We start from the raw sequence: 19,133 nt of genomic DNA on the forward strand, positions 1-19,133 counted from the left end.
TCCCATCGGGACCACTGGTCGCCAGGTGTCGGCCCAGGATCGCGCATCGAGACTCCGATCATTGCGGAAATGCCTCACCCTACGAAGATCACTCGTACCTGCGCAACCGCGCGATCAGCTCCGGCGTGACAGCAGCCGCCGGCGACTTGACGACCGTAAGCGCGTCGGCGCCCACCTGGCCGGCCGACGTCATCATGCGACTGGACGGCATCACCGCCCGGGTGTGAACGGCGGTGCATGACCTCAGCCGTACGTCTCCTCCGCCTGCCCATAGGCTTTCAGGACCGGCAGGTATTCCCGCTGCCAGGCCGCGTCATATGCCTTGAGCCACGGCGTGTTCTTGGGCCTGGTCACTATGGTCTTGGCCGCCGCGTACAGCTTGATGAGATCCACTTCGGTCACCATCAGGCCCGGGAGGTTCTGGACGATTCGCTTGGGCATCAAGTCGTAGACGCCGTAGAACTTCTCGTTCGCCTCTTCGAGCAGGCTCCGGGCGCGGCCGTCCAGTGTGTCCCCGGTAGCCGCGAGCATCATCGCGCCACCCTGCACCAACTGCTGGAAGTTCCAGCGACACCAGTCGATGACCTCCACGAACCTGACTGCCGCGCGGAACAGGCTGCCGACGGTGGCGGCCAGGGCGTTCGCGTTCGCGTAGATCTGCCGCAGAGCGTTCTGCGCGACGTCGGCGGCCGCACCTCGCCATGGAGCGTCGCGCAGGTCCTGCGCCCGGAGCAGGAGCGTTCTCGCCAGCTCGACCAGGGACTCGAACATCGGCTCGTAGATGTCCCGCTCACCACGACCGCTGTCGGGAAAGTAGGAAACTTCGTGTATCGCCTGCATTGCTGTCATCTGGCCGACCCCGTAGTCGACCGACGCGGGGAGTTGTATCGTCTCGCTGTTGTTGGGGTAGAGCCTGCTCGGCCCTTCGAAGCCGCTCCTGTCGGCACCGTCCGGCATCAGGTCGAGGATGCGCTGATCAAGCTGGGCGAGGGGGAGGTCGCCGAGCCGGGGATCGTCGCCGAGCTTGTAGTTGGCGGCCGCTCGGTCGATCAGGAGCCCGGCCATGCCGACCTCGGCGTACAGATCTCCCCAGAAGGTTTTGACCACCTCATCGGCCTTGCCCATGAGGCGGCTGAGCTCACGCGGCAGCGCCCACTGGGAGATCGCCGAGACGTATTCCTGGCTCCGTGGGTGGCTGTACTTGCCGGTGTCAACAGCCAGGTCGACGAGCCGGCCGGCGACGACCTGCGCGCCCTTGCGGTCGATCTCGAACCCGTCACCCCGATACTCGAACTTGTCACCCCGATACTCGATACCGGATCCAGGCCAGTGACTCGGGCCTGTCGGCGTCGTCTGCGTCAGGGCCCACGGGTCGGTGACTCTCGGCTCCGCCTCGCGCATCGCAACTCCGATCTTCAGGGAAATGCCTCACCCTACGAAGATCACTCGCACACGCGCAACCGTGTGATCAGCTCCGACGCGACAGCAGCCGCCGGTGGCCAGGGCGTGACGGCACCCGTTCTCAGGGCTGGAGATCGTTGGAGAGGTTGATCCGAATCTCCGTGTTGCGGTATCCGGCCCGCCCGAACGCGGCCACCATCGGCGTGTTACCCATGTCGGTGGTCGCTGTGACGCGCGGCTCCCCGTTGGCCGCGTGGATGCGGGTGATCTCGCCGAGCACCTCGTCCACCTGGCCACGCCCCCGGAACTCCGGAACCACCCCGAGATAACCGACATTCACGTTGTACGGCGTCGCCGACGGAATCGCCATCCCCGCCACCTCGCCCTCATGCGTGAAGGCGAGCCGCCACCACTCCCGCTTGCCAGGGGCATTGAGGTAGAAGTCCATCTCCTCGCGCGCGGTCGCGTCCACGCCCTTGGCCGCCAGATTCGCCCGCGTCTGGGCGTCCAGGCTGCCCTCGGCGATTCTGGCGAACACGGCCAGGAACTCCGCATCCGAGGCCTCCGCGAACCGCAACGCGCCGGTCGCCTGGGGCACCCCGTCGGCGGGCGTCCACTCGAACTGCAGCCGCTCCACCTCCCGGGTGAGACCCGCCGCGTGCGCCGCCGCCCGCCGCCATCCCACGGCCGCCGAGATCGCCGGATCGTCCCGCCGGCCGCCGGCCGCCTTGATCGCGTACTGCACCGGCTGCGGGAACCCGGCCAGCGCGGCCTTGATCAGTTCGGCGGCGACCTCGGACCGGTCACCCACGGCGGGATCCACGTCCAGGCAGTCGAGCGCGACCGGATGCGCGCTGTCCTTCGGCCCCCACCACAGCGCCCGTCCCACGACCCGATCGCCCGCCTCGGCGATCCACGTCCATTCCGGCCGGTACATGTTCTCGGCCAGTTCCGCGAGGTAGCGATCGGCGGCGATCCAGCCGACCGGCTCGGTCACCGTCCACGCGGTCACGCGGTCGAGGTCGGCGGGGACGATGGCGCGGTAGGAAATCACCGACACAGGCTAGCGCACCTTTTATCACCATATGAGGTGAATGTCCGACAGCGTCTTTGTGGGGGTCCTATCCGGGAGAACTAGTATTGTCCGTTTACACGCTCTCTTCATGGCTTCTCAGCAACGATCCGGCCGTGTCGGCTCCGTTGCCCGAGAACGCATCTCGTTGTTGGCCCGGCGACCGGAGGCACGCCGACGTGGCGCAATCACGCTCGGACATCCGAGGATGGTATTGGTGGGCGTTCGTCGCCACGCTCGTCCTCGTACCGATCTTCGGCGTCGCCATGGCCGTGTTCCTCATCTCCGAGGGGCGGGAGAACGCCGACCAATGGTCGAGCATTCTCAGCTTCGCCGTCAGCACCCTGGTCGCCGCCCTGGCGTTGATCGGCTGGTTGCGGCAACGGGCCAAGACCGAGGGTGACCTCGGCGAGCTGGACACCGCTGAGCCGGCAGCCGAGCTCGTGGCGGCGCGCGCCGCGCGACTGGGCGCCAAGGTCCGGCAGGTGTGGGAGGCGGAGGAGTTACGGCAACGCCTGCTCGACCCGGAACCACTCCCGGTCTCCTGGCGTACGGCCGGACCGCCGATCAGCGACCACTGGCGGGTGATCGGCGGCGACGACGATCCCATCGATCTCGACGGCAGTCTGGACGATCTCTACACGACCGTCCGCAGCAAACTCCCCACCACACGCCTGGTCGCACTCGGAGAACCGGGCGCCGGCAAGACCTCGCTGGTCATGCGTTTCGTTCTGGCCTGCCTGGCCGCCCGGGAACAGGCGGACGAACCCGTGCCCGTGATACTGAAACTGTCGACGTGGACACCGTCGAAACAGACGCTCAAGGGCTGGGTCTACAGCCGCCTGCGCGAAGACTACGACTTCGACGAGCCCCTGGCCCTGGAACACCTCCTCCTCGTCCTGGACGGTCTCGACGAGATGCCAGAACCCGACCGTGAAGAGGCGCTGGCCAGAATCAACGCCGCCTTCAGCGCCAGGTTCCCCGTCATCCTCACCAGCCGTACCAGCGAATATCTGGCCACCATCGAGTCCCGGCAAGCGGACGTCCTGACGGCAGCGGCCGCGATAGAGCTGAAGCCTCTCGATGCCGCCGCCGTCCGCGACTACCTGACCATCACCACGAAGCCCGCGCGGCTCCCGGAATGGCGCGACGTCTTCGCGGAGCTGGCCGCCGATCCGGGCGGAGAGCTCGCCCGCGGCCTGTCCACTCCCCTGGACGTCTCCTTGGCCCGCGTCGCCTACGCCGAACAAGCCGCGAACCCGGACCACCTGCTCACCTTCACCAGCAGGCGCGACCTGAAGGCCCATCTCCTCGCCCAACTCGTGCCCTCTCTCTATTCCGGCACGTCCGAACATCCCGGCCCCCGCTGGCACGCGGACGAAGTCCAGCGATGGCTGTCTTTCCTGGCCAGGAACTTCACGAGACGAGGCATCTCCCGCACCGATCTGAGCAGTGTGCTTCCGCCGCTGCTCCACCGCCTGATCATCGGCTTCCTCGCCGGGCTGGGCACGATGGCGGCGTTCAGTATGGCGGTGGCACTCCCTGCGAGCCTGGCCGTGGGCGCGGCCGTGACGGTGATCGTCTGGGCATACGCATTACTCACCGACCTGGATCCCGCTCGCGCCGAGCCGACCCGTATGCGCCTGCTGGGCTCGTGGGCCGCGACGCCGGCGCTGTTCGCCGCCGTCCTCCTGTATCTCACCGCGGAGGGCGGCCTGGCCACCGACCAGGCGATCAGCATCGCGCTGGTGATCTCGCTGTGGTTCCTCGTGGTCCTCTCCCGCGGCCTGGCCGCCCTTCATCTGGCGATACTCGACTTCGCGATCGTGTTCGCCCTCACCACGCAGCCGAATGTCTCGCCGCGCACGCTCGTCCTGACGGCGCTCGTGACGATCGTCCTCGTGTCGATCCTGTCAGCCGCCCGCTCGCGCCTCTTCCTCGCCCGCGCCTTCCTCTTCACGACCGGACGGCTGCCTTGGCGCATGGAGGCGTTGCTGGAGGACGGATACCGGCGGGGTGTGTTCCGCAAGGTCGGCGACCTCTATTACTTCCGCCACGACCTGCTGAGAACACAACTGGCCACAAGCCAGGCGACCTGAAGACACCAGGCTGCGGCGTCCAGCCGACCGCTTCCCTCGTGCAGTCGCGTCTCTGGCAGTGGCCTTGTCAACGGCACCGCGCGGCTGCCTGCCGCATCAAAGACGACGAACTCACAGACGCGCGGCGAGGCGTTCCCGGAGTGGCCCGTAGTCGTGCCAGGGGAACAGGGCCGGCAACACGTCGAGCATGCCTTCCACCCGCCTCCGCACGGACCCGAACTCCCCTTCTCCCAACGGCGCCTGAGTGAAGAGGGCCTGCCAGTCGAAGGCGCCCTTGGTCATCTGCAAGGTGTCCAAGTACTCGCGATAGCCGATGTCCAGCTTCCAGTCGCCGTAGTTCCGGCCGGCCCACCAGATCTCGGGCTCACCTCCGCCCGGAAGCAGCCGTAGCGCGGCGAACTGGCCCGTTCCGGTGTACGGATGGTCGTCGATGACGCGCAACTGCGCGGCCGGGAATTCCCCGTCCTCGTCACCCCAAGGTTCGATCTCATCGATCCCCGGAAGCTCTGCCCGCCCGATATGAGTGACATGAAACTCCCCGGCAACCTGCGTCGCCCCGGCCACGGTCCGCCACTGGCGGCCGAGCCCATGAAAACGCAGATGACACTGGTCCAGTCCGGCGGGCGCGGTCAGCTTCTGGGGGCCCACGAGGGCCTCCCACGCGGAGGCGGCAGCGTCGAGCCCGGCGTCGAGCTCACCCTCGTGACGCCGGAGAACCTCAATCCCCGGATGGTCGTCCAGACTCTCGCAGACCTTGCGCCATCCGGCCTCGTACGCCGTCAGTTCCGCCATCACGGACCGCCCCCATACTTGTTGATCAAATCTCGGCTGCGAGGGCGAGCAGCTTACTTCGTAGCCGACCTATCGTGATCACGATAGGGGTCCACGTACGGCTTCGTGGACTGCTGAACCGAGTCGAAGACTGGCCGCATGGCGGGCCCTGCCACGTAGTAGCGGCCCCTGGCCTGCCCCTGAGGTGCCAGCCATCCCAACCGGCACAACTCCCGAATGTCTCTGACGGCCTGCTGTGAGCTCAGTTCGGCGTCCTGTTGGTAAACAGCACGCCGGACACGCGAGTCCCAGAAAGCCGGCAGAAGCGCGAAGACGGTTCGCTCATCGAGCCGCGCATCAGCCATGGCGGCCGACAACTCGACCCAGGCGCGACTCAACAGGTCGACACGACGCTTCGCCTGTTGCGCATGAACGTGGTGAGCACGCAAGCAGAATCTGATCCACGGATGAGTGTCGCGTTCAGGGCTCCACTCAGGACCACCCACCTCTTCCAGAACCTGGTAATACGCGTATGTGTTCTGCCCTCTACCAAGCCATTCCTCGATGGAGGAGAACTCGGCCGGCATCAATGCCTCACGGGCGAACACCAGCGTGGACAGCGCTCGGGACATGCGGCCGTTGCCGTCGGCCCATGGGTGGATCTTCACCAGGTTCAGATGCGCCATCGACGCACGGACGTGTACGGGAGAGTTGAGATCTCCATCGTTCAGCCATGCGACCAGTTCGTCCATGAGGTCCGGCACTGACTCAGAGCCCGGTCCGGTGTACGCGGGGACAGCAGGGTCGTCGGGGCTCGTGACATGAACCGGGCCTTGCCGGAGCCGGCCCGGGCGCTTGTCCGAGTGGTGCTCTTGAATCATGAAGTGCAGTCCGTTGAGCAGGCCGAGGTCATAGCCGAACCGATCGCCGGCGTCAGACAAACCTTGGATGTACGTCATTGCCCGCTGGTAACCCTCTAGTTCCCTGCGCGTGCTTTCGCTGGACTCCAGGGGCTCTTCACCGGCCATGAGCGCCTCAACGTCGTCGACAGAAGCCGCGTAACCCTCGATCGTGTTAGAACCGACGATCGCCCTTGCGGTAAGGCTCCTACGCAACTGCTTCGTCCACCGCGTCTGCGGGCGAACGTGCAAGCGGAGGTCGTAGCGCATCTGCTCGATGCCCTCGAGCGTCCGAAGGTCGGCATCGTCCAGCTCTGGCGTGCGATACAACATGACTTGATGACACCATTATCATGTCATCAAGTCAAGTGGACGACGTGCTGTTCCGGCTTGAGCTATATGTTGCACTGGCGAGCGCGTCTGAGAACCAAGTCGTCTCCGCCGGCATCCAACTCTTCATGATCAGTGTGACGCTTTCCTTGCTACTGGCCCTGTCCCCGGTGATCGTGACCGAGATTCCGAAGAACTTCCTGCTCACCGAACGCGACGCGCGCAGGCCGCTGAGTCCCGACGATGCATCCGAACTGAGCTACCGAATCAGCGACAAGCGCACCAAGCCGTTGGAGCTGAACCCGTGCTGGCGCAAGCACGCCGTCGACCGCGACCGAGTGGCAGCCCGGACGATCACGTTCTGGACCAGCGCACCTAGCCACGAATCCGAACAGCTCGTCATCTACAAGAGCCCCCGTGCCGCCCATGTCGCACTCACCCGTCTGCGCGCCGAGGTCAAGCAGTGCGCTCGCAAGGGCGACCCGGCGTCACCCAAAGTCACGATCGAGTGGCGGACGAGCAAGGTCGAGGCGGGAAACGAGGCCATCGGCATGGGTTATGAGACCCGGCAGGTCGGCAACGTGAACCAGACGGTCACCGGTGTCGCCGCGCGCAGGGGCAGCGCACTGATGATCTACATGACCGACGAGGGAAACTACAACCCCGGCCAACTGACCAAGGACGCCAGGAAGATGGCCGCCAAGGTGTGCGAGTTGCCCGGCGTCTGCTAGCTCAGCCGCAGCGTGTCTCCACAGGTCTACGCCTCGCCGGACGTCAGGCGGGACGGGCAGGTCACGCCATCTCGCCGATGCCGCAGTACCCGTTGGGCACTTTGTACACGTACTGCTGGTGGTAGCGGTTCGCTCCAAGCAGCAGTTCACAACTCCTCGGAAGCCGGATCCGGCTACCGGTCAAGACAGCGACCCGAAATGGCGGCGGATATAAGAATCGAAGTTGGAACCAGAACAAGGCAGGCGCATGCCGGTCGCGACGAGGGAGTCCACGATATTTCCAGCGGCGACTCCGTTGAGCTTCCCCTGATCGCACGCTCGGGAGAGCAGCCAGATGGTGCCGTGAACTTCCAGGCCATGCGCCCGCCCCACGGCCACGGCTTCTCGATCATCCGTGATGGCGAATCCGGGCGTCAGTTCGGCCGCGGAGAATACACTGGCCTCGCCCAGATTCCGCTCGGAAGAACCGATGCGCCGGGTCCACTTGACGAAGCACTTGATCTCATCCATCGAGTCCAGCCTCGCCACGCCAAGCCACTCCGCCTCCAGAACCGCTCCAAGAGCCGAATACATCCGAGCACCGGTCCTCACCTCCTCCCTCACCACATGAGTGGTAAGGCATGTGTCATCCACAAGGAGGTCCCGCAGCACATCCAAGCGTTCCGCTCAAGCGAAATGATTGAGGCACATCGCATCGAAGACGAGGACACGGCCGGGCCCGGAGTCGCTCAAGGCTCCAGCTCCGCTTCATCCCGTACGGGCAGATCGGCTGCCACAAGTTGCCCTCGCATGAGCTCGACAGCGCGAGGCGTCGTCATGAGCGCCTTCTTATATGCCTCTACCACCGCATGCGCATAGCTTGGCGGTACCCGAACGTGTTCGAGGTCGGGCTGGGGTGCCCAGCCGACCGCTTCCATCAACTCCGCCCTCGTGGGATTGCGCTGTCGCATCTCTCTGGCAGTGACCTTGTCAACGGCACCCGCCGCGACTGCTTGCCGGATCGTCAAAGTCCATGAAGTCCGATACCGGGCGGCGAGAACGACCAAATCCTCTCTTCGCAGCGCCGCACCATCGGCTGCCGCAATCGCTCGTATCGGAAGGAGAAGCTCCGCCGCGAAGGCATCGACAATCACTTCTCTTCCATCACGGGAAACATGGACTCCCATGTCAGTGGAGTACTCGTCACCTATGATCAGATGTCCCAGCTCATGAGCAGCGGTTGCCCGGCGGCGGCCGGGTTCGCCCCGCTTGCTGACGACGGCGACGGCGAGGTCGTCTTCAATCAGCGATGCTCCCTCGCCTGGCACATCCACAACCGCGATCAGTTGTCCCAAACGCTCACACACCCTCATGAGCGAGTCGATCGGCTCGTTGTTCAAATCAACTTGCGCTCTCACCCACCAGGCCGCACGGCGGGCGCCGGGCACGTCCTGAATCGGCTCCTCGTACCGCTGGATGGCAGGCGCGGAGAGTGTCCCGATCTCAATGAGTTGTCTGACGTCGTTCAGCCATGCGGTCAGAGCCACTTCCAACGAGTAGGACTGCCGGGCTGCTTCGGTGTCCCCATCGTCCACCAATTCGGCACGCCTCGACACGACAAGAGGCGGCGGACTGAGAAAATAGGCCAGCGGAACATCCAGCGCTGCCGAGAGTTTCGAGAGTTCCAGCGCGTCTATCCGGCGAATTCCTCGCTCGATCTTCGCGATCATCGTCCGATCGAGATTCAGGACCGCAGCAAGCTGCTCTTGCGACATATCGGCCGCGATACGACACTCACGTACGCGCTCACCGACGTCTGCCCACTCCGTACGGTCGCTCATGTTGCGATAATCGCACACCTTGCCAGTCAACGCGAGGCGGTACAGCCGACCTCAGGCAATTGTTACCCCATTAGCCTTTTGCGGATTATGCCCCCCACCCTCGGGCTCTGCGATGTGACGAAGACGCGGCCAGGAAAGACCTACCCCAGTTCGGAGCGGTTCGCTCCGCCTCGACGCCGCTAGCGCGCCCGCGCCTGCACGCGGGTGGCTTGGCCGTACGCGTCGCGGAGAGGGCGGTCGTTCTGTACGGCGGCGCACAGCGCCGACCCCTTGGCCCTGCCCGTGCAGCTATCCCAGGTCAATCCACGTGGGGGTAGGCGCGCTCTAGGTAGTCGTTGAGCTGTCGCCATTGCGTGGGATGGATGTCCAGCGAATGAAGGTCACCAGGGTCCACCCAGCGGACGTCGCTGGCCTCATCATTGGCCCCCGGTTGGCCACCGATCGGGCGGGCGAGCAACATCACCTCGTACTCCTGCCGGATCTCACCGTCGGCGTAAGCCACGATGTGACCCGGGTCCGAGTAAATGCCCAGGATGCCCACCGGCTCGACGCGCACGCCGGTCTCCTCCTCGGTCTCCCGCACGGCGCACTGGGACGGCGTCTCCCCGATCTCCATCTTTCCCATGGGCAGCGCCCACTGACCGGTGTCACGTCGGCACTGCATCAGGATGCGCCCCACGTCATCCACCGTGACCGTCCCGCAGGCGGGAACCAGGCTGTTCGCCTTCGGCGCATCCGGGTCGTTCCAATACTCGACTCGTCCCATGAGCTGCCTTTCAGATATCCGCACCGGACCACGGCACTGCCCCGGCCCAGACGCGCTCGAACGATGACATGTAGTGGTCCGCTATCGTCCCGCCGTCGAGGCGGCGGAAGTGGAAGGTCGGGTTGGCCGACGCTGGTTCACCGTACGCGTGCGGGTTGACCAGGACGTCATCGTCGTAGCGGAACAGTGAAGCGTAAAGCGTGGTGGAGTGCAGTCGCATCTCACAGCCATCGAGATCGGGCAACGCCCGGTAGTAGGTCAGGGACGAGCGAATCTTGGCGACCAGCGTCCCACCGAGGCCCTCTTCGCGGTCGCGCGTCTCGACGGACTGAGCGTTGGGATCACCGAAGCACAGCCTGATCGCGACACCACGCTGCACCGTCTCCCTGAGCAACCGCGCGATCTTGGGCTGCGTCTGGGCATAGAAGGTCCCCGAGAAGACCAGCACATCCACATTCTCCTGAGCATCGCCGAGCAGTCTCAGCCACAACTCACGAGGCACGCTGGCGCGGTCGGGGAAGACCTCAACGAGCTCCGACCGGTTCGCCCTGCCTCGGCGTTCCTGACTGCTTTCCAGCACGTCAGGCCACAAGTACGTCTCGTCGGCAGTCAGCAATTTCGCAGCCGTCCACCGATGCCGGCGGTGTGGGACCCGACCGGTGTTGATCCACCGCTCGACCGTCTTGGGCTCGACACCGCACGTCTCAGCCAGGTCTTCCATGCCCACACCATGACGGAGCATTGCTGTACGTAGTCGCTCGTTCACGCAAACCAGTGGACGCGAACGTCCCGGGACGTTTCAAGTCCCTACAGTCCAAGCAGCAATTCACAATTCCTCGGGGAGCAGGGTCAACGAGCTCACATGCGCGGGCCGGACCACGGTGAAGTGACGGCGATCGAGCGTGGCGACCTCCGTGATGTCCAGTCGCTCGGCGATGGCGACCACGGAGGCGTCCACCGCTCCCAAAGGGAGGCTCGCGTACGTCTCGACCAGGCGGCCCATACAGGCCAGGTCCTCGGAGACCAGATCGACCAGCGCCAGTCCTGAGCCGAAGGACTGGAGAAACGCCGCTTCTGCCTTGCTGCCTTGTCGTCTCTCGACCAGCTGACACACCTCGGAGACGACAGTGGAAGGGACAAGCAGCGGACCTGGATGGGTCCGTAGAAGGCGGGCACAGGCATCGTGGTTCTTGTCTCGGTTGTTGAGAGCCGCGACCAACGGGCCCGTGTCAAGAACGATCACAAGGAGTGATTGTCCTCCGACCGGAGGATCTCCTCAGCCCGTTCCGCGAAATCCGGCTCTGCCGCCAACATGCCGATGAAGGGCAGATCACGAATCGTCTTCGGCTCGTCGAGCTGGTCCCGCACGAGACGGAGCAGCGGCGCGACCTTCTCCTCGGGCAGCTGATCCACCAGGTGGTGAAGTTCCTCGCGCATCACGCTCATGCCACTCAGTCTACGAGACACAGGTGTCCCAAGGCTGGGACACCTGTGTCTCGGCGGTTCAGGCCTCGCCGGACGTCAACCCCACGGGGCAGGCAACGCCTGTCCCGCCGATGCCGCAGTAACCGTTGGGCTCTTTGAACAAATACTGCTGGTGATACTCCTCCGCGTAGAAGAACGGTCCCGCGGGCGCGATCTCCGTTGTGATCTCGTCGTAGCCCGCCGCCCGCAACACCTTCTGGTACGCGTCCCGCGAAGTCTCAGCCGCCTTCTGCTGCTCGGGCGAGTGATAGTAGATCGCCGACCGGTACTGCGTCCCCACGTCGTTGCCCTGCCGCATGCCCTGCGTGGGATCGTGGTTCTCCCAGAAGACCTTCAGCAGCTCCTCGTACGACACCTCCGCCGGGTCGAAGACGACCCGGACGGCCTCCGTGTGCCCCGTACGGCCGCTGCAGACCTCCTCGTACGTCGGGTTGGGGGTGTAGCCGCCCTGATACCCGACCGCGGTCGTGTAGACCCCCGGCGTCTGCCAGAACTTGCGCTCCGCGCCCCAGAAGCAGCCGAGTCCGAAGTCGGCGGTCTCCAGCGCGGGCGACGAGTACGGCGGAGCCAGCGGAGCGTCCAGGACGGCGTGGCGCGCCGGCACGGGCACGGCCGCCTCGCGTCCCGGGAGAGCGTCCTCGGATCGGACCATCGATGTCTTGTCGCCGCCGAACAGCCAGCCCATCGTGCACCTCCATAGGTCTTCGTCCACCCTACCTACGGGCCCCAACGCTTAAGCAGGCCTACACATTTCCATATAGCAGACGAAATTTGTATTTAAAGGTGGTAATGCCTGAAAATGGGGTTTATGCCTGACCTCCGGCGCGGTGTGCTGTTCGGGATCGCCGCCTACACCATGTGGGGCTTGTTCCCCCTCTACTGGCCGCTGCTCAAACCCTCCGGAGCCTGGGAGATCCTCGCCCACCGGATGGTCTGGTCGCTGGTCGCGGTCGCCGCCGTGCTCGTCGTCCGCAGGCACTGGTCGTGGATCAAGGAGCTGGCCAGGCAGCCGAAGAAGCTCGCCCTGCTGACCATCGCCGCCGTCTTCGTCACCGTCAACTGGGGCACCTACATCTACGCGGTCAACACCGGCCACGTCGTCGAGAGCGCCCTGGGCTACTTCTTCAACCCGCTGGTGAGCGTGCTGTTCGGCGTGGTGCTGCTCCGGGAACGGCTGCGGCCGTTGCAGTGGGTGGCGGTCGGGTTCGGGGCGCTGGCGGTGCTCGTGCTGGCCGTCGACTACGGCCGCCCGCCGTGGATCGCGCTCGTCCTGGCCGTGTCCTTCGGTGTGTACGGGCTGGTCAAGAAGCAGGCGAACGTGGCCGCCACCGACAGTCTCGCCGTCGAGACCCTGGTGTTGCTGCTGCCCGCCCTCGGCTACCTGTTCTTCCTGCGGGGCACGGGCGCGAGCACGTTCGGCGACCATGGCGCCTGGCACGCGCTGCTGCTGGTGGGCGGCGGGTTCATCACGGCCGTGCCGCTGCTCTGCTTCGGCGCCGCCGCCATCAGGGTGCCGCTCAGCACCATGGGGCTGCTGCAGTACATCGCGCCGATCCTGCAGTTCGCCTGCGGCGTGCTGATCGTCAAGGAGACCATGCCGGCGAGCCGGTGGATCGGGTTCTCGATCGTCTGGGTGGCCCTGGCGATCTTCACGTACGACACGTTCCGGACGGCCCGTGCCGCCGCCCGGATCAAGAGATCAGCCCGAACGCTCGACCACGTAGTCACATAGCGCCAAAAATGCGGCCTTAGCGGGGATGTCAGGAAGGCCAGAAATGTCGGTACGAGCGCGCTCCACCCACGCCCCCAGCTCAGCCCGCGCCTGGGCCATCGCCGGATCCACGCGGAGCAGGATGAGCGTCTCCTCCACATCCTCCTCCGCCACCGGGCCCGCCAGCAACGAGGTCAGCCGCGTCGTCTCCCCCGACGCCAGCGCGTACAACACCGGCAGGGTCTTGACGCCCTCACGCAGGTCCGTCCCCGGGGTCTTGCCCGACTGCGCCCCCGTGGAGGCCACGTCCAGCAGGTCGTCCCCAAGCTGCCAGGCCACCCCGATGGCCTCGCACGCACGGCTCAGCCGCTCCTCCACGTCCGCCGCGGCCCCCGACAGCAGCGCCCCGAACCGGCCGGAGGCCGCGATCAGGGAGCCGGTCTTGTCGGCGAGGACGCTCAGGTAGTGGGAGACGGCGTCCTCTCCGTCACGCGGCCCGACGGTCTCGCGAATCTGCCCCTGGACCAGGCGGGAGAACGTCTGCGCCTGGATGCGGATCAACTCGGGACCGAGGTCGGCCAGCAGATCGGAAGCCTGGGCGAACAGGTAGTCGCCGGTGAGGATGGCCACGGTGTTGTCCCACCGGGCGTTGGCGGACGGCGAGCCCCGGCGTACCGGGGCCTCGTCCATGACGTCGTCGTGGTAGAGCGAGCCCAGGTGGGTGAGCTCGATCACCACCGCGCCGGGCACCACACCCGGCGCGGACGGGTCGCCGAACTGCGCGGCCAGCAGCACCATCAGCGTACGGAACCGCTTGCCACCGGCCTCGATGAGGTGCTTGGACGCCTCCGTGACGAAGGCGTCCTCGCTCTCCACCGACGAACGCAGAAGTTTCTCGACCGCGGCCAGTCCGTTGGCCACGTCCTGCGCCAACCGCTCGTCCTCAATGGGAAGGTCAACCACGGGAGGCGCAGACATACGAGATCCCCTTATCTGATGAACAGGCTGCGAGCAGCGTCGTTGGCAATGCCGAGCACGGACTCCGGGTAGAGCCCCACTCCTACGGTAACCAGCAACGAGACGGCGATGACGGCCACGGTCCCCGTGCTGGGCACCGCGATCGCCGGGCCGTCGGCCGCGGGCTCGCTGAAGAACATCAGCACGATCACGCGGACGTAGAAGAACGCCGCGACGGCCGAGGCCACGACACCCACGACGACCAGGCCGGCCATCCAGCCGCCCATCGAGTCGCCGGGCTGCGTGCCGCTGTTCAGAGCGGCGGCGAAGATGGCGTACTTGCCCATGAAGCCGCTGGTGAGCGGGATGCCGGCGAAGGCCAGCAGGAAGAAGGCGAACGTGCCCGCCAGCATCGGCGCGCGCTTGCCGAGCCCGGCCCAGCGCGACAGGTGCCCCGCCTCGCCGCCCGGGTCGCGGACGAGCGTGACGATCGCGAACGCGCCGACCGTCGTGATGCCGTAGACCGCCAGGTAGAACAGGATCGCCTTGAGGGAGACGGCGTTCTGCTCGGCGGAGCCGAACGTGGCCATCACGCCGACGAGCAGGAAGCCCGCGTGCGCGATGGAGGAGTAGGCGAGCATGCGCTTGATCTCGGTCTGCGTGATCGCCAGGATCGAGCCGACGATCATCGTCAGGGCGGCGACGCCCCAGATGATCGGCCGCCAGTTCCAGTCGAGGTTCCCCAGACCCACCCAGAACACCCGCAGCACCGCGCCCACGGCCGCGACGAGCGTGCCGGAGGCCATGAGGGCGGTGATCGGCGTCGGAGCGCCCTGGTAGACGTCCGGCTTCCAGGCCTGGAACGGCGCCGCGCCGATCTTGAAGAGCAGGCCCACGCCGAGCAGCGCGAGACCGATCATCAGCAGCGGGTCCAGCCGCGTGCTTCCGGCCAGGGCCTGGTTGATGCCCGGCAGCGAGACGGTGCCCGCGAAGCCGTAGATCATCGCGGTGCCGTACAGGAAGAACGCCGAGGAGAACGCGCCCAGCAGGAAGTACTTCATGGACGCCTCCTGCGACAGCAGGCGGCGCCGGCGGGCCAGGCCGCACAGCAGGTACAGCGGCAGCGACATGACCTCAAGGGCCACGAACATCATCAGCAGGTCGTGCGCGGCCGGGAACAACAACATGCCGCCCACCGCGAACAGCACCAGCGGGTACACCTCGGTGTGCCCGCCGCCCTGCGTCTCGGCCTCCTCCTCGTCGGCGCTGCCGGGCACGGCCGCGGCCGAGGCGACGAAGTGGCCCTCGTCGTTGATCAGCAGCACGCAGACGAACGACAGGATGAGGATGACGCCCCACAGGAACAGCGAGGGCCCGTCCACCGCGACCGCGCCCATGGCGGAGGCCGTCGTGGGCACCTGGCCGCGCAGGACCTGGACGATGACCAGGGCGAACGCGCCGAACAGGCTCAGCAGCGTGAGCGGTACGTGGATCGACTTGCGCAGGTAGCGCGGCGCGAACGCCTCGACGAGCACGCCGATGATGGCCGCGCCGAAGACCACCAGCAGCGGCGCCAGCGTGCCGTACTCGATCGCCGGCGCCGGAATGACGTCGTTCACTGACCCGCCCCCTTCTCAGCGATGGTGGAGGTGGGTACCTCCACGTTGGTCAGCGTCTGTTGCACTGACGGGTTGATCACGTCGAGCAGCGGCTTGGGGAAGAAGCCGAAGCCGATGATCAGGGCGACCAGCGGAGCCAGCACCCAGATCTCGCGCGCGTTCAGGTCCTTGAAGGCCTTGACCGGCTCGGCGGTCGGCCCGTTCAGCACCCGCTGCACCATCCACAGGATGTAGACGGCCGCCAGGACGACGGCCACCGCGGAGATGATCGCGGCCACCGACAGGGCGCCCGATCCGTGGGCCGTGCTGGAGTACGTCCCGATCATGACCATGAACTCGCTGACGAACGACGACAACCCCGGCAGCGACAGACCGGCCAGGCCGGCGACGAGGAAGAAGCCCGCGAGCAGCGGGGCCACCTTCTGCACGCCTCCGTAGTCGCCGATGAACGGCGAGCCGCGCCTGGCGATGAGGAACCCGGCGGCCAGGAACAGCGCCCCGGTCGCGAAGCCGTGGTTGACCATGTAGAGGGCCGCGCCGGACTGGCCGACGTCCGTCATCGCGAACACGCCGAGCACGATGAAGCCGAAGTGCGAGATCGACGTGTAGGCGATGAGCCGCTTCATGTCGGTCTGGCCGATGGCCACGATGGCGCCGTAGATGATGCTGATGACCGCCAGCACGACGATCGGCATCGTGAACGCCTTGGCCGCGTCGGGGAACAACTCCAGGCAGAAGCGGAGCATCCCGAACGTGCCCACCTTGTCCAGCACGCCGACCAGCAGCACGGCGGCCCCGGCCGGGGCCTGCGCGGCGGCGTCGGGCAGCCAGGTGTGCACCGGCCAGAGCGGCGCCTTGATCGCGAAGGCGATGAAGAATCCGGCGAACAACCACTTCTGCATGGCCGGGTCCTGGATGACCCCGACGAGCTCGGGGAACATGAACGTCTTACTGCCGGCCACCACGTAGAGCCCGATGACCGCGACCAGCATGAGCAGGCCGCCGAAGAGCGAGTACAGCAGGAACTTGACGGCCGCGTAGGACCGCTGGGCGCCGCCGTACGAGCCGATCATGAAGTACATCGGGATCAGCATGGCTTCGAAGAAGACGTAGAACAGGAAGATGTCGGTCGCCGCGAAGACGCCGATCATCATCGTCTCCAGCACCAGCAGCAGCGAGAAGTACGTCTTCACCGACCGCTTGGGCGTGATCAGCGTGCCGTCGGCGGTCTTGACCCCGTCGGCGTCGTGCCAGGAGGCCAGCACCACGATCGGCACCAGCACCACCGACAGCGCGATCAGCACCAGCGCGACGCCGTCCACGCCGACCCCGAACTTCACGCCGAAGCTCGGGATCCAGTCGTATTCGGCCCGGAACTGGAACCGGTCGCCGCCCGGCTTGAACCCGGCGGCCATGACGCCCGTCAGGACCAGCACGAGCAGCGAGACCACCAGCGTGACCTGCTTGGCCAGCTTGTCACTGCCCTTGGGAAGCAGGGCCACCACGATGGCGCCCACCACGGGCACCGCCATGATTATCGGAAGCCAGGGTGACATCAGATGTTCCCAACGAGGAGCAGGGCGCCGGTCAGGAGGGCGGCACCGATCAGGATGGACAGCGCGTACGTTCTGGCGAAGCCCGTCTGGATCCGCCGCAGGCGTCCTGAGCTGCCGCCGATGCCCGCCGCCAGACCGTTGACCAGCCCGTCGACGCCACGGTTGTCGAAGAACACCGCGATGCGGGTCAGCCACTGGCCGGGGCGCATGAAGAGCGACTCGTTGAGCGCGTCACCGTAGAGGTCGCGGCGGGCGAACGTGGTGACGAAGGAGCCGCGCGGCTGGACCGCGGGCACCTCGGCCCGGCCGTAGCGCATCCAGGCGATCGCCACGCCGACCGCGACGAGCGCGAGCGTGACGAGGCCGGGCGTGCTGGCGAACTCGAAGTGCGGCGCGGTGGCCTCCCCGCCCACGGCGGGGCGCAGGAAGTCGTACAGCGTGCCGGGCAGGATCAGGTAGGCGCCCAGGCCCAGCGCGCCGAGCGAGAGGATCATCAGCGGCACGGTCATGACCGCCGGCGACTCGTGCGGGTGCGCGTCCTCGGCCCAGCGCTTCTGGCCGAAGAAGGTCATGAAGACCATCCGCGACATGTAGAAGCCGGTGATGCCTGCGCCGAGCACGGCCAGCCAGCCCAGGACGGGCTGGTGGTGGACGGCGGTCTCGATGATGCCGTCCTTGGTGAAGTAGCCGGACAGCAGCGGGAAGCCGATGATCGCCAGGTAGCCGATGAAGAACGTGATGAAGGTGATCGGCATGTACTTGCGGAGTCCGCCGTACTTGCGCATGTTCACCTCGTCGTTCATGCCGTGCATGACCGAGCCGGCGCCGAGGAACATGTCGGCCTTGAAGAAGCCGTGCGTGATCAGGTGGCCGATCGCGAAGGCGTACCCCGCTGGGCCGAGGCCCGCGCCGAGCATCATGTAGCCGATCTGCGACATCGTCGAGCCGGCCAGGCCCTTCTTGATGTCGTCCTTCGCGCAACCGATGATCGCACCGGCGAGCAGCGTGGCCGCGCCGACGATGGTCACCGCGAGCGCGGCGCCCGAGCCCTCGGGGAAGAAGAACGCCCCGGAGCGGACCACCAGATAGACGCCGGCGGTCACCATGGTCGCCGCGTGGATCAGGGCCGACACGGGGGTCGGGCCCTCCATGGCGTCCAGGAGCCAGGACTGCAGCGGGAGCTGGGCGGACTTGCCGCACGCGCCGAGGAGCAGCAGCAGGCCGATGGCCAGCGTGGTGCCGCTCTCGACGCCGTCGATCTTCGGCGCGAGCTCGGCGAACGTGAGCGTCTTGTACGTGGTGAAGATGACGAACATGCCGACCAGCAGCCCGAAGTCACCGACGCGGTTGACGATGAACGCCTTCTTGGCCGCGACCGCCGCCGACGGCTTGAACTGCCAGAACCCGATCAGCAGGTACGAGGCCAGGCCCACGCCCTCCCAGCCGATGAACAGGCCGACGTAGTTGTCGGCCAGCACCAGCAGGAGCATCGCGGCGATGAACAGGTTGAGGTAGGCGAAGAACCGGCGGCGGTTCTCGTCGTGCGCCATGTAGCCGATCGAGTAGATGTGGATCAGCGAGCCCACACCGGTGATCAGCAGCACGAAGCTGATCGACAGCGGGTCGATCAGCAACCCCATGTCGAGCTTCAGATTGGGGATGAACTCATACAGGTGCACGGCCCGGCGGCGCTCCGCCTCACCGAACCCCAGGAGCTCGACGAACGCCAGCACCGCCACGACGAACGAGGCGAGGGACATGGCCACGCCCAGCAGATGGCCCCAGCGGTTGGTGATCCGGCCGAGCACCAGCAGGACCGCCGCCCCCACCAGGGGGAAGGCGATCAACAGCCAGGAGACTCCGATCACGCCGCCGGTGTGCTGGGCGATCTGAGCGATTTCAGATTCCACCAGTCA

The 19,133-nt window shown here is 66.2% G+C and carries 18 protein-coding genes; 3 read left to right on the forward strand and 15 right to left on the reverse strand.

Going from position 1 to position 19,133, the window contains the following annotated elements:
* Positions 1-243: 243 nt before the first annotated feature.
* Entirely contained in the window at positions 244-1,401 is a 1,158-nt protein-coding gene (locus ACWD0F_RS35750; RefSeq protein WP_449883873.1) for a hypothetical protein, read from the reverse strand.
* Positions 1,402-1,522: 121 nt separating this feature from the next.
* Positions 1,523-2,455 carry a GNAT family N-acetyltransferase gene (locus ACWD0F_RS35755; protein WP_449883876.1) on the reverse strand — a complete coding sequence of 311 codons (933 nt, stop codon included), beginning with the start codon at positions 2,453-2,455 and terminating at the stop codon, positions 1,523-1,525.
* A 197-nt stretch (positions 2,456-2,652) separates the two neighbouring features.
* Here ACWD0F_RS35755 and ACWD0F_RS35760 point away from each other — a divergent pair, with 197 nt between their 5' ends.
* A complete protein-coding gene (locus tag ACWD0F_RS35760) occupies positions 2,653-4,572 on the forward strand; it encodes an NACHT domain-containing protein (protein WP_449883879.1) in 1,920 nt (639 codons plus the stop codon).
* 111 nt (positions 4,573-4,683) lie between these two features.
* Here the strand turns inward: ACWD0F_RS35760 and ACWD0F_RS35765 are convergent, their stop codons facing one another.
* Both ACWD0F_RS35765 and ACWD0F_RS35770 read right to left on the reverse strand, forming a co-directional pair.
* Positions 4,684-5,364 (reverse strand): hypothetical protein, encoded by a 681-nt coding sequence (locus tag ACWD0F_RS35765; RefSeq protein WP_449883881.1) that lies wholly within the window; start codon positions 5,362-5,364, stop codon positions 4,684-4,686.
* 53 nt (positions 5,365-5,417) lie between these two features.
* On the reverse strand, positions 5,418-6,575 hold the full coding sequence (locus ACWD0F_RS35770) for a Fic family protein (protein WP_449883884.1): 1,158 nt from the start codon (positions 6,573-6,575) through the stop codon (positions 5,418-5,420).
* 35 nt (positions 6,576-6,610) lie between these two features.
* On the opposite strand from ACWD0F_RS35770, the gene ACWD0F_RS35775 reads away from it, so the two are divergent.
* A complete protein-coding gene (locus ACWD0F_RS35775) occupies positions 6,611-7,303 on the forward strand; it encodes a hypothetical protein (RefSeq protein WP_449883887.1) in 693 nt (230 codons plus the stop codon).
* Positions 7,304-7,483: 180 nt separating this feature from the next.
* Here the strand turns inward: ACWD0F_RS35775 and ACWD0F_RS35780 are convergent, their stop codons facing one another.
* The 7 genes from ACWD0F_RS35780 to msrA all read right to left on the reverse strand — a co-directional run bounded on the left by ACWD0F_RS35780 (position 7,484) and on the right by msrA (position 12,059).
* Complete coding sequence (locus ACWD0F_RS35780; RefSeq protein WP_449883890.1) at positions 7,484-7,813, reverse strand: hypothetical protein; 330 nt, start codon at positions 7,811-7,813, stop codon at positions 7,484-7,486.
* A 218-nt stretch (positions 7,814-8,031) separates the two neighbouring features.
* Complete coding sequence (locus ACWD0F_RS35785; RefSeq protein WP_449883892.1) at positions 8,032-9,123, reverse strand: helix-turn-helix domain-containing protein; 1,092 nt, start codon at positions 9,121-9,123, stop codon at positions 8,032-8,034.
* A 298-nt stretch (positions 9,124-9,421) separates the two neighbouring features.
* A complete protein-coding gene (locus ACWD0F_RS35790) occupies positions 9,422-9,889 on the reverse strand; it encodes an NUDIX hydrolase (protein ID WP_449883894.1) in 468 nt (155 codons plus the stop codon).
* 10 nt (positions 9,890-9,899) lie between these two features.
* The gene (locus ACWD0F_RS35795) at positions 9,900-10,610 is read right to left on the reverse strand and encodes an XRE family transcriptional regulator (RefSeq protein WP_449883897.1); all 711 of its coding nucleotides are present in this window, start codon (positions 10,608-10,610) and stop codon (positions 9,900-9,902) included.
* A gap of 105 nt (positions 10,611-10,715) precedes the next feature.
* Positions 10,716-11,132, reverse strand: coding sequence for a type II toxin-antitoxin system VapC family toxin (locus ACWD0F_RS35800; RefSeq protein ID WP_449883898.1), 417 nt, complete (start codon positions 11,130-11,132; stop codon positions 10,716-10,718).
* Positions 11,129-11,335 (reverse strand): hypothetical protein, encoded by a 207-nt coding sequence (locus ACWD0F_RS35805; protein WP_449883900.1) that lies wholly within the window; start codon positions 11,333-11,335, stop codon positions 11,129-11,131. Before ACWD0F_RS35805 ends, ACWD0F_RS35800 begins: the two co-directional genes overlap by 4 nt.
* A 58-nt stretch (positions 11,336-11,393) precedes the next feature.
* Positions 11,394-12,059: a peptide-methionine (S)-S-oxide reductase MsrA gene (gene msrA / locus ACWD0F_RS35810; protein WP_449883903.1), complete on the reverse strand. Its 666-nt coding sequence runs from the start codon at positions 12,057-12,059 to the stop codon at positions 11,394-11,396.
* 123 nt (positions 12,060-12,182) lie between these two features.
* On the opposite strand from msrA, the gene rarD reads away from it, so the two are divergent.
* Entirely contained in the window at positions 12,183-13,106 is a 924-nt protein-coding gene (gene rarD / locus ACWD0F_RS35815) for an EamA family transporter RarD (protein ID WP_449883906.1), read from the forward strand.
* On the opposite strand, the gene ACWD0F_RS35820 is transcribed toward rarD, so the two are convergent.
* Genes ACWD0F_RS35820 through nuoL form a run of 4 tightly spaced genes read right to left on the reverse strand, consistent with a single transcriptional unit; the run spans position 13,074 to position 19,127 of the window.
* Positions 13,074-14,063, reverse strand: coding sequence for a polyprenyl synthetase family protein (locus ACWD0F_RS35820; RefSeq protein WP_449883908.1), 990 nt, complete (start codon positions 14,061-14,063; stop codon positions 13,074-13,076). The two genes, rarD and ACWD0F_RS35820, sit on opposite strands and share 33 nt — an antisense overlap.
* 11 nt (positions 14,064-14,074) lie before the next feature.
* Positions 14,075-15,661, reverse strand: a complete 1,587-nt coding sequence (gene nuoN, locus ACWD0F_RS35825) for an NADH-quinone oxidoreductase subunit NuoN (RefSeq protein WP_449883911.1) — start codon at positions 15,659-15,661, stop codon at positions 14,075-14,077.
* Entirely contained in the window at positions 15,658-17,217 is a 1,560-nt protein-coding gene (locus ACWD0F_RS35830) for an NADH-quinone oxidoreductase subunit M (RefSeq protein ID WP_449883914.1), read from the reverse strand. The genes nuoN and ACWD0F_RS35830 overlap by 4 nt, the downstream gene beginning before the upstream one ends.
* The gene (nuoL, locus tag ACWD0F_RS35835) at positions 17,217-19,127 is read right to left on the reverse strand and encodes an NADH-quinone oxidoreductase subunit L (protein ID WP_449883917.1); all 1,911 of its coding nucleotides are present in this window, start codon (positions 19,125-19,127) and stop codon (positions 17,217-17,219) included. Before nuoL ends, ACWD0F_RS35830 begins: the two co-directional genes overlap by 1 nt.
* Positions 19,128-19,133: the final 6 nt, after the last annotated feature.

Source organism: Nonomuraea sp. NPDC002799 (assembly GCF_053592075.1).

What these genes read in the sequence shown, in the direction of transcription:
- ACWD0F_RS35750 (WP_449883873.1), bottom strand. Translation starts at nt 1,401, where the DNA reads ATGCGCGAGGCGGAGCCGAGAGTCACCGACCCGTGGGCCCTGACGCAG.
- ACWD0F_RS35765 (WP_449883881.1), bottom strand. Translation starts at nt 5,364, where the DNA reads ATGGCGGAACTGACGGCGTACGAGGCCGGATGGCGCAAGGTCTGCGAG.
- ACWD0F_RS35770 (WP_449883884.1), bottom strand. Translation starts at nt 6,575, where the DNA reads ATGTTGTATCGCACGCCAGAGCTGGACGATGCCGACCTTCGGACGCTC.
- ACWD0F_RS35780 (WP_449883890.1), bottom strand. Translation starts at nt 7,813, where the DNA reads ATGGATGAGATCAAGTGCTTCGTCAAGTGGACCCGGCGCATCGGTTCT.
- ACWD0F_RS35785 (WP_449883892.1), bottom strand. Translation starts at nt 9,123, where the DNA reads ATGAGCGACCGTACGGAGTGGGCAGACGTCGGTGAGCGCGTACGTGAG.
- ACWD0F_RS35790 (WP_449883894.1), bottom strand. Translation starts at nt 9,889, where the DNA reads ATGGGACGAGTCGAGTATTGGAACGACCCGGATGCGCCGAAGGCGAAC.
- ACWD0F_RS35795 (WP_449883897.1), bottom strand. Translation starts at nt 10,610, where the DNA reads ATGGAAGACCTGGCTGAGACGTGCGGTGTCGAGCCCAAGACGGTCGAG.
- ACWD0F_RS35805 (WP_449883900.1), bottom strand. Translation starts at nt 11,335, where the DNA reads ATGAGCGTGATGCGCGAGGAACTTCACCACCTGGTGGATCAGCTGCCC.
- msrA (WP_449883903.1), bottom strand. Translation starts at nt 12,059, where the DNA reads ATGGGCTGGCTGTTCGGCGGCGACAAGACATCGATGGTCCGATCCGAG.
- rarD (WP_449883906.1), top strand. Translation starts at nt 12,183, where the DNA reads ATGCCTGACCTCCGGCGCGGTGTGCTGTTCGGGATCGCCGCCTACACC.
- ACWD0F_RS35820 (WP_449883908.1), bottom strand. Translation starts at nt 14,063, where the DNA reads ATGTCTGCGCCTCCCGTGGTTGACCTTCCCATTGAGGACGAGCGGTTG.
- ACWD0F_RS35830 (WP_449883914.1), bottom strand. Translation starts at nt 17,217, where the DNA reads ATGTCACCCTGGCTTCCGATAATCATGGCGGTGCCCGTGGTGGGCGCC.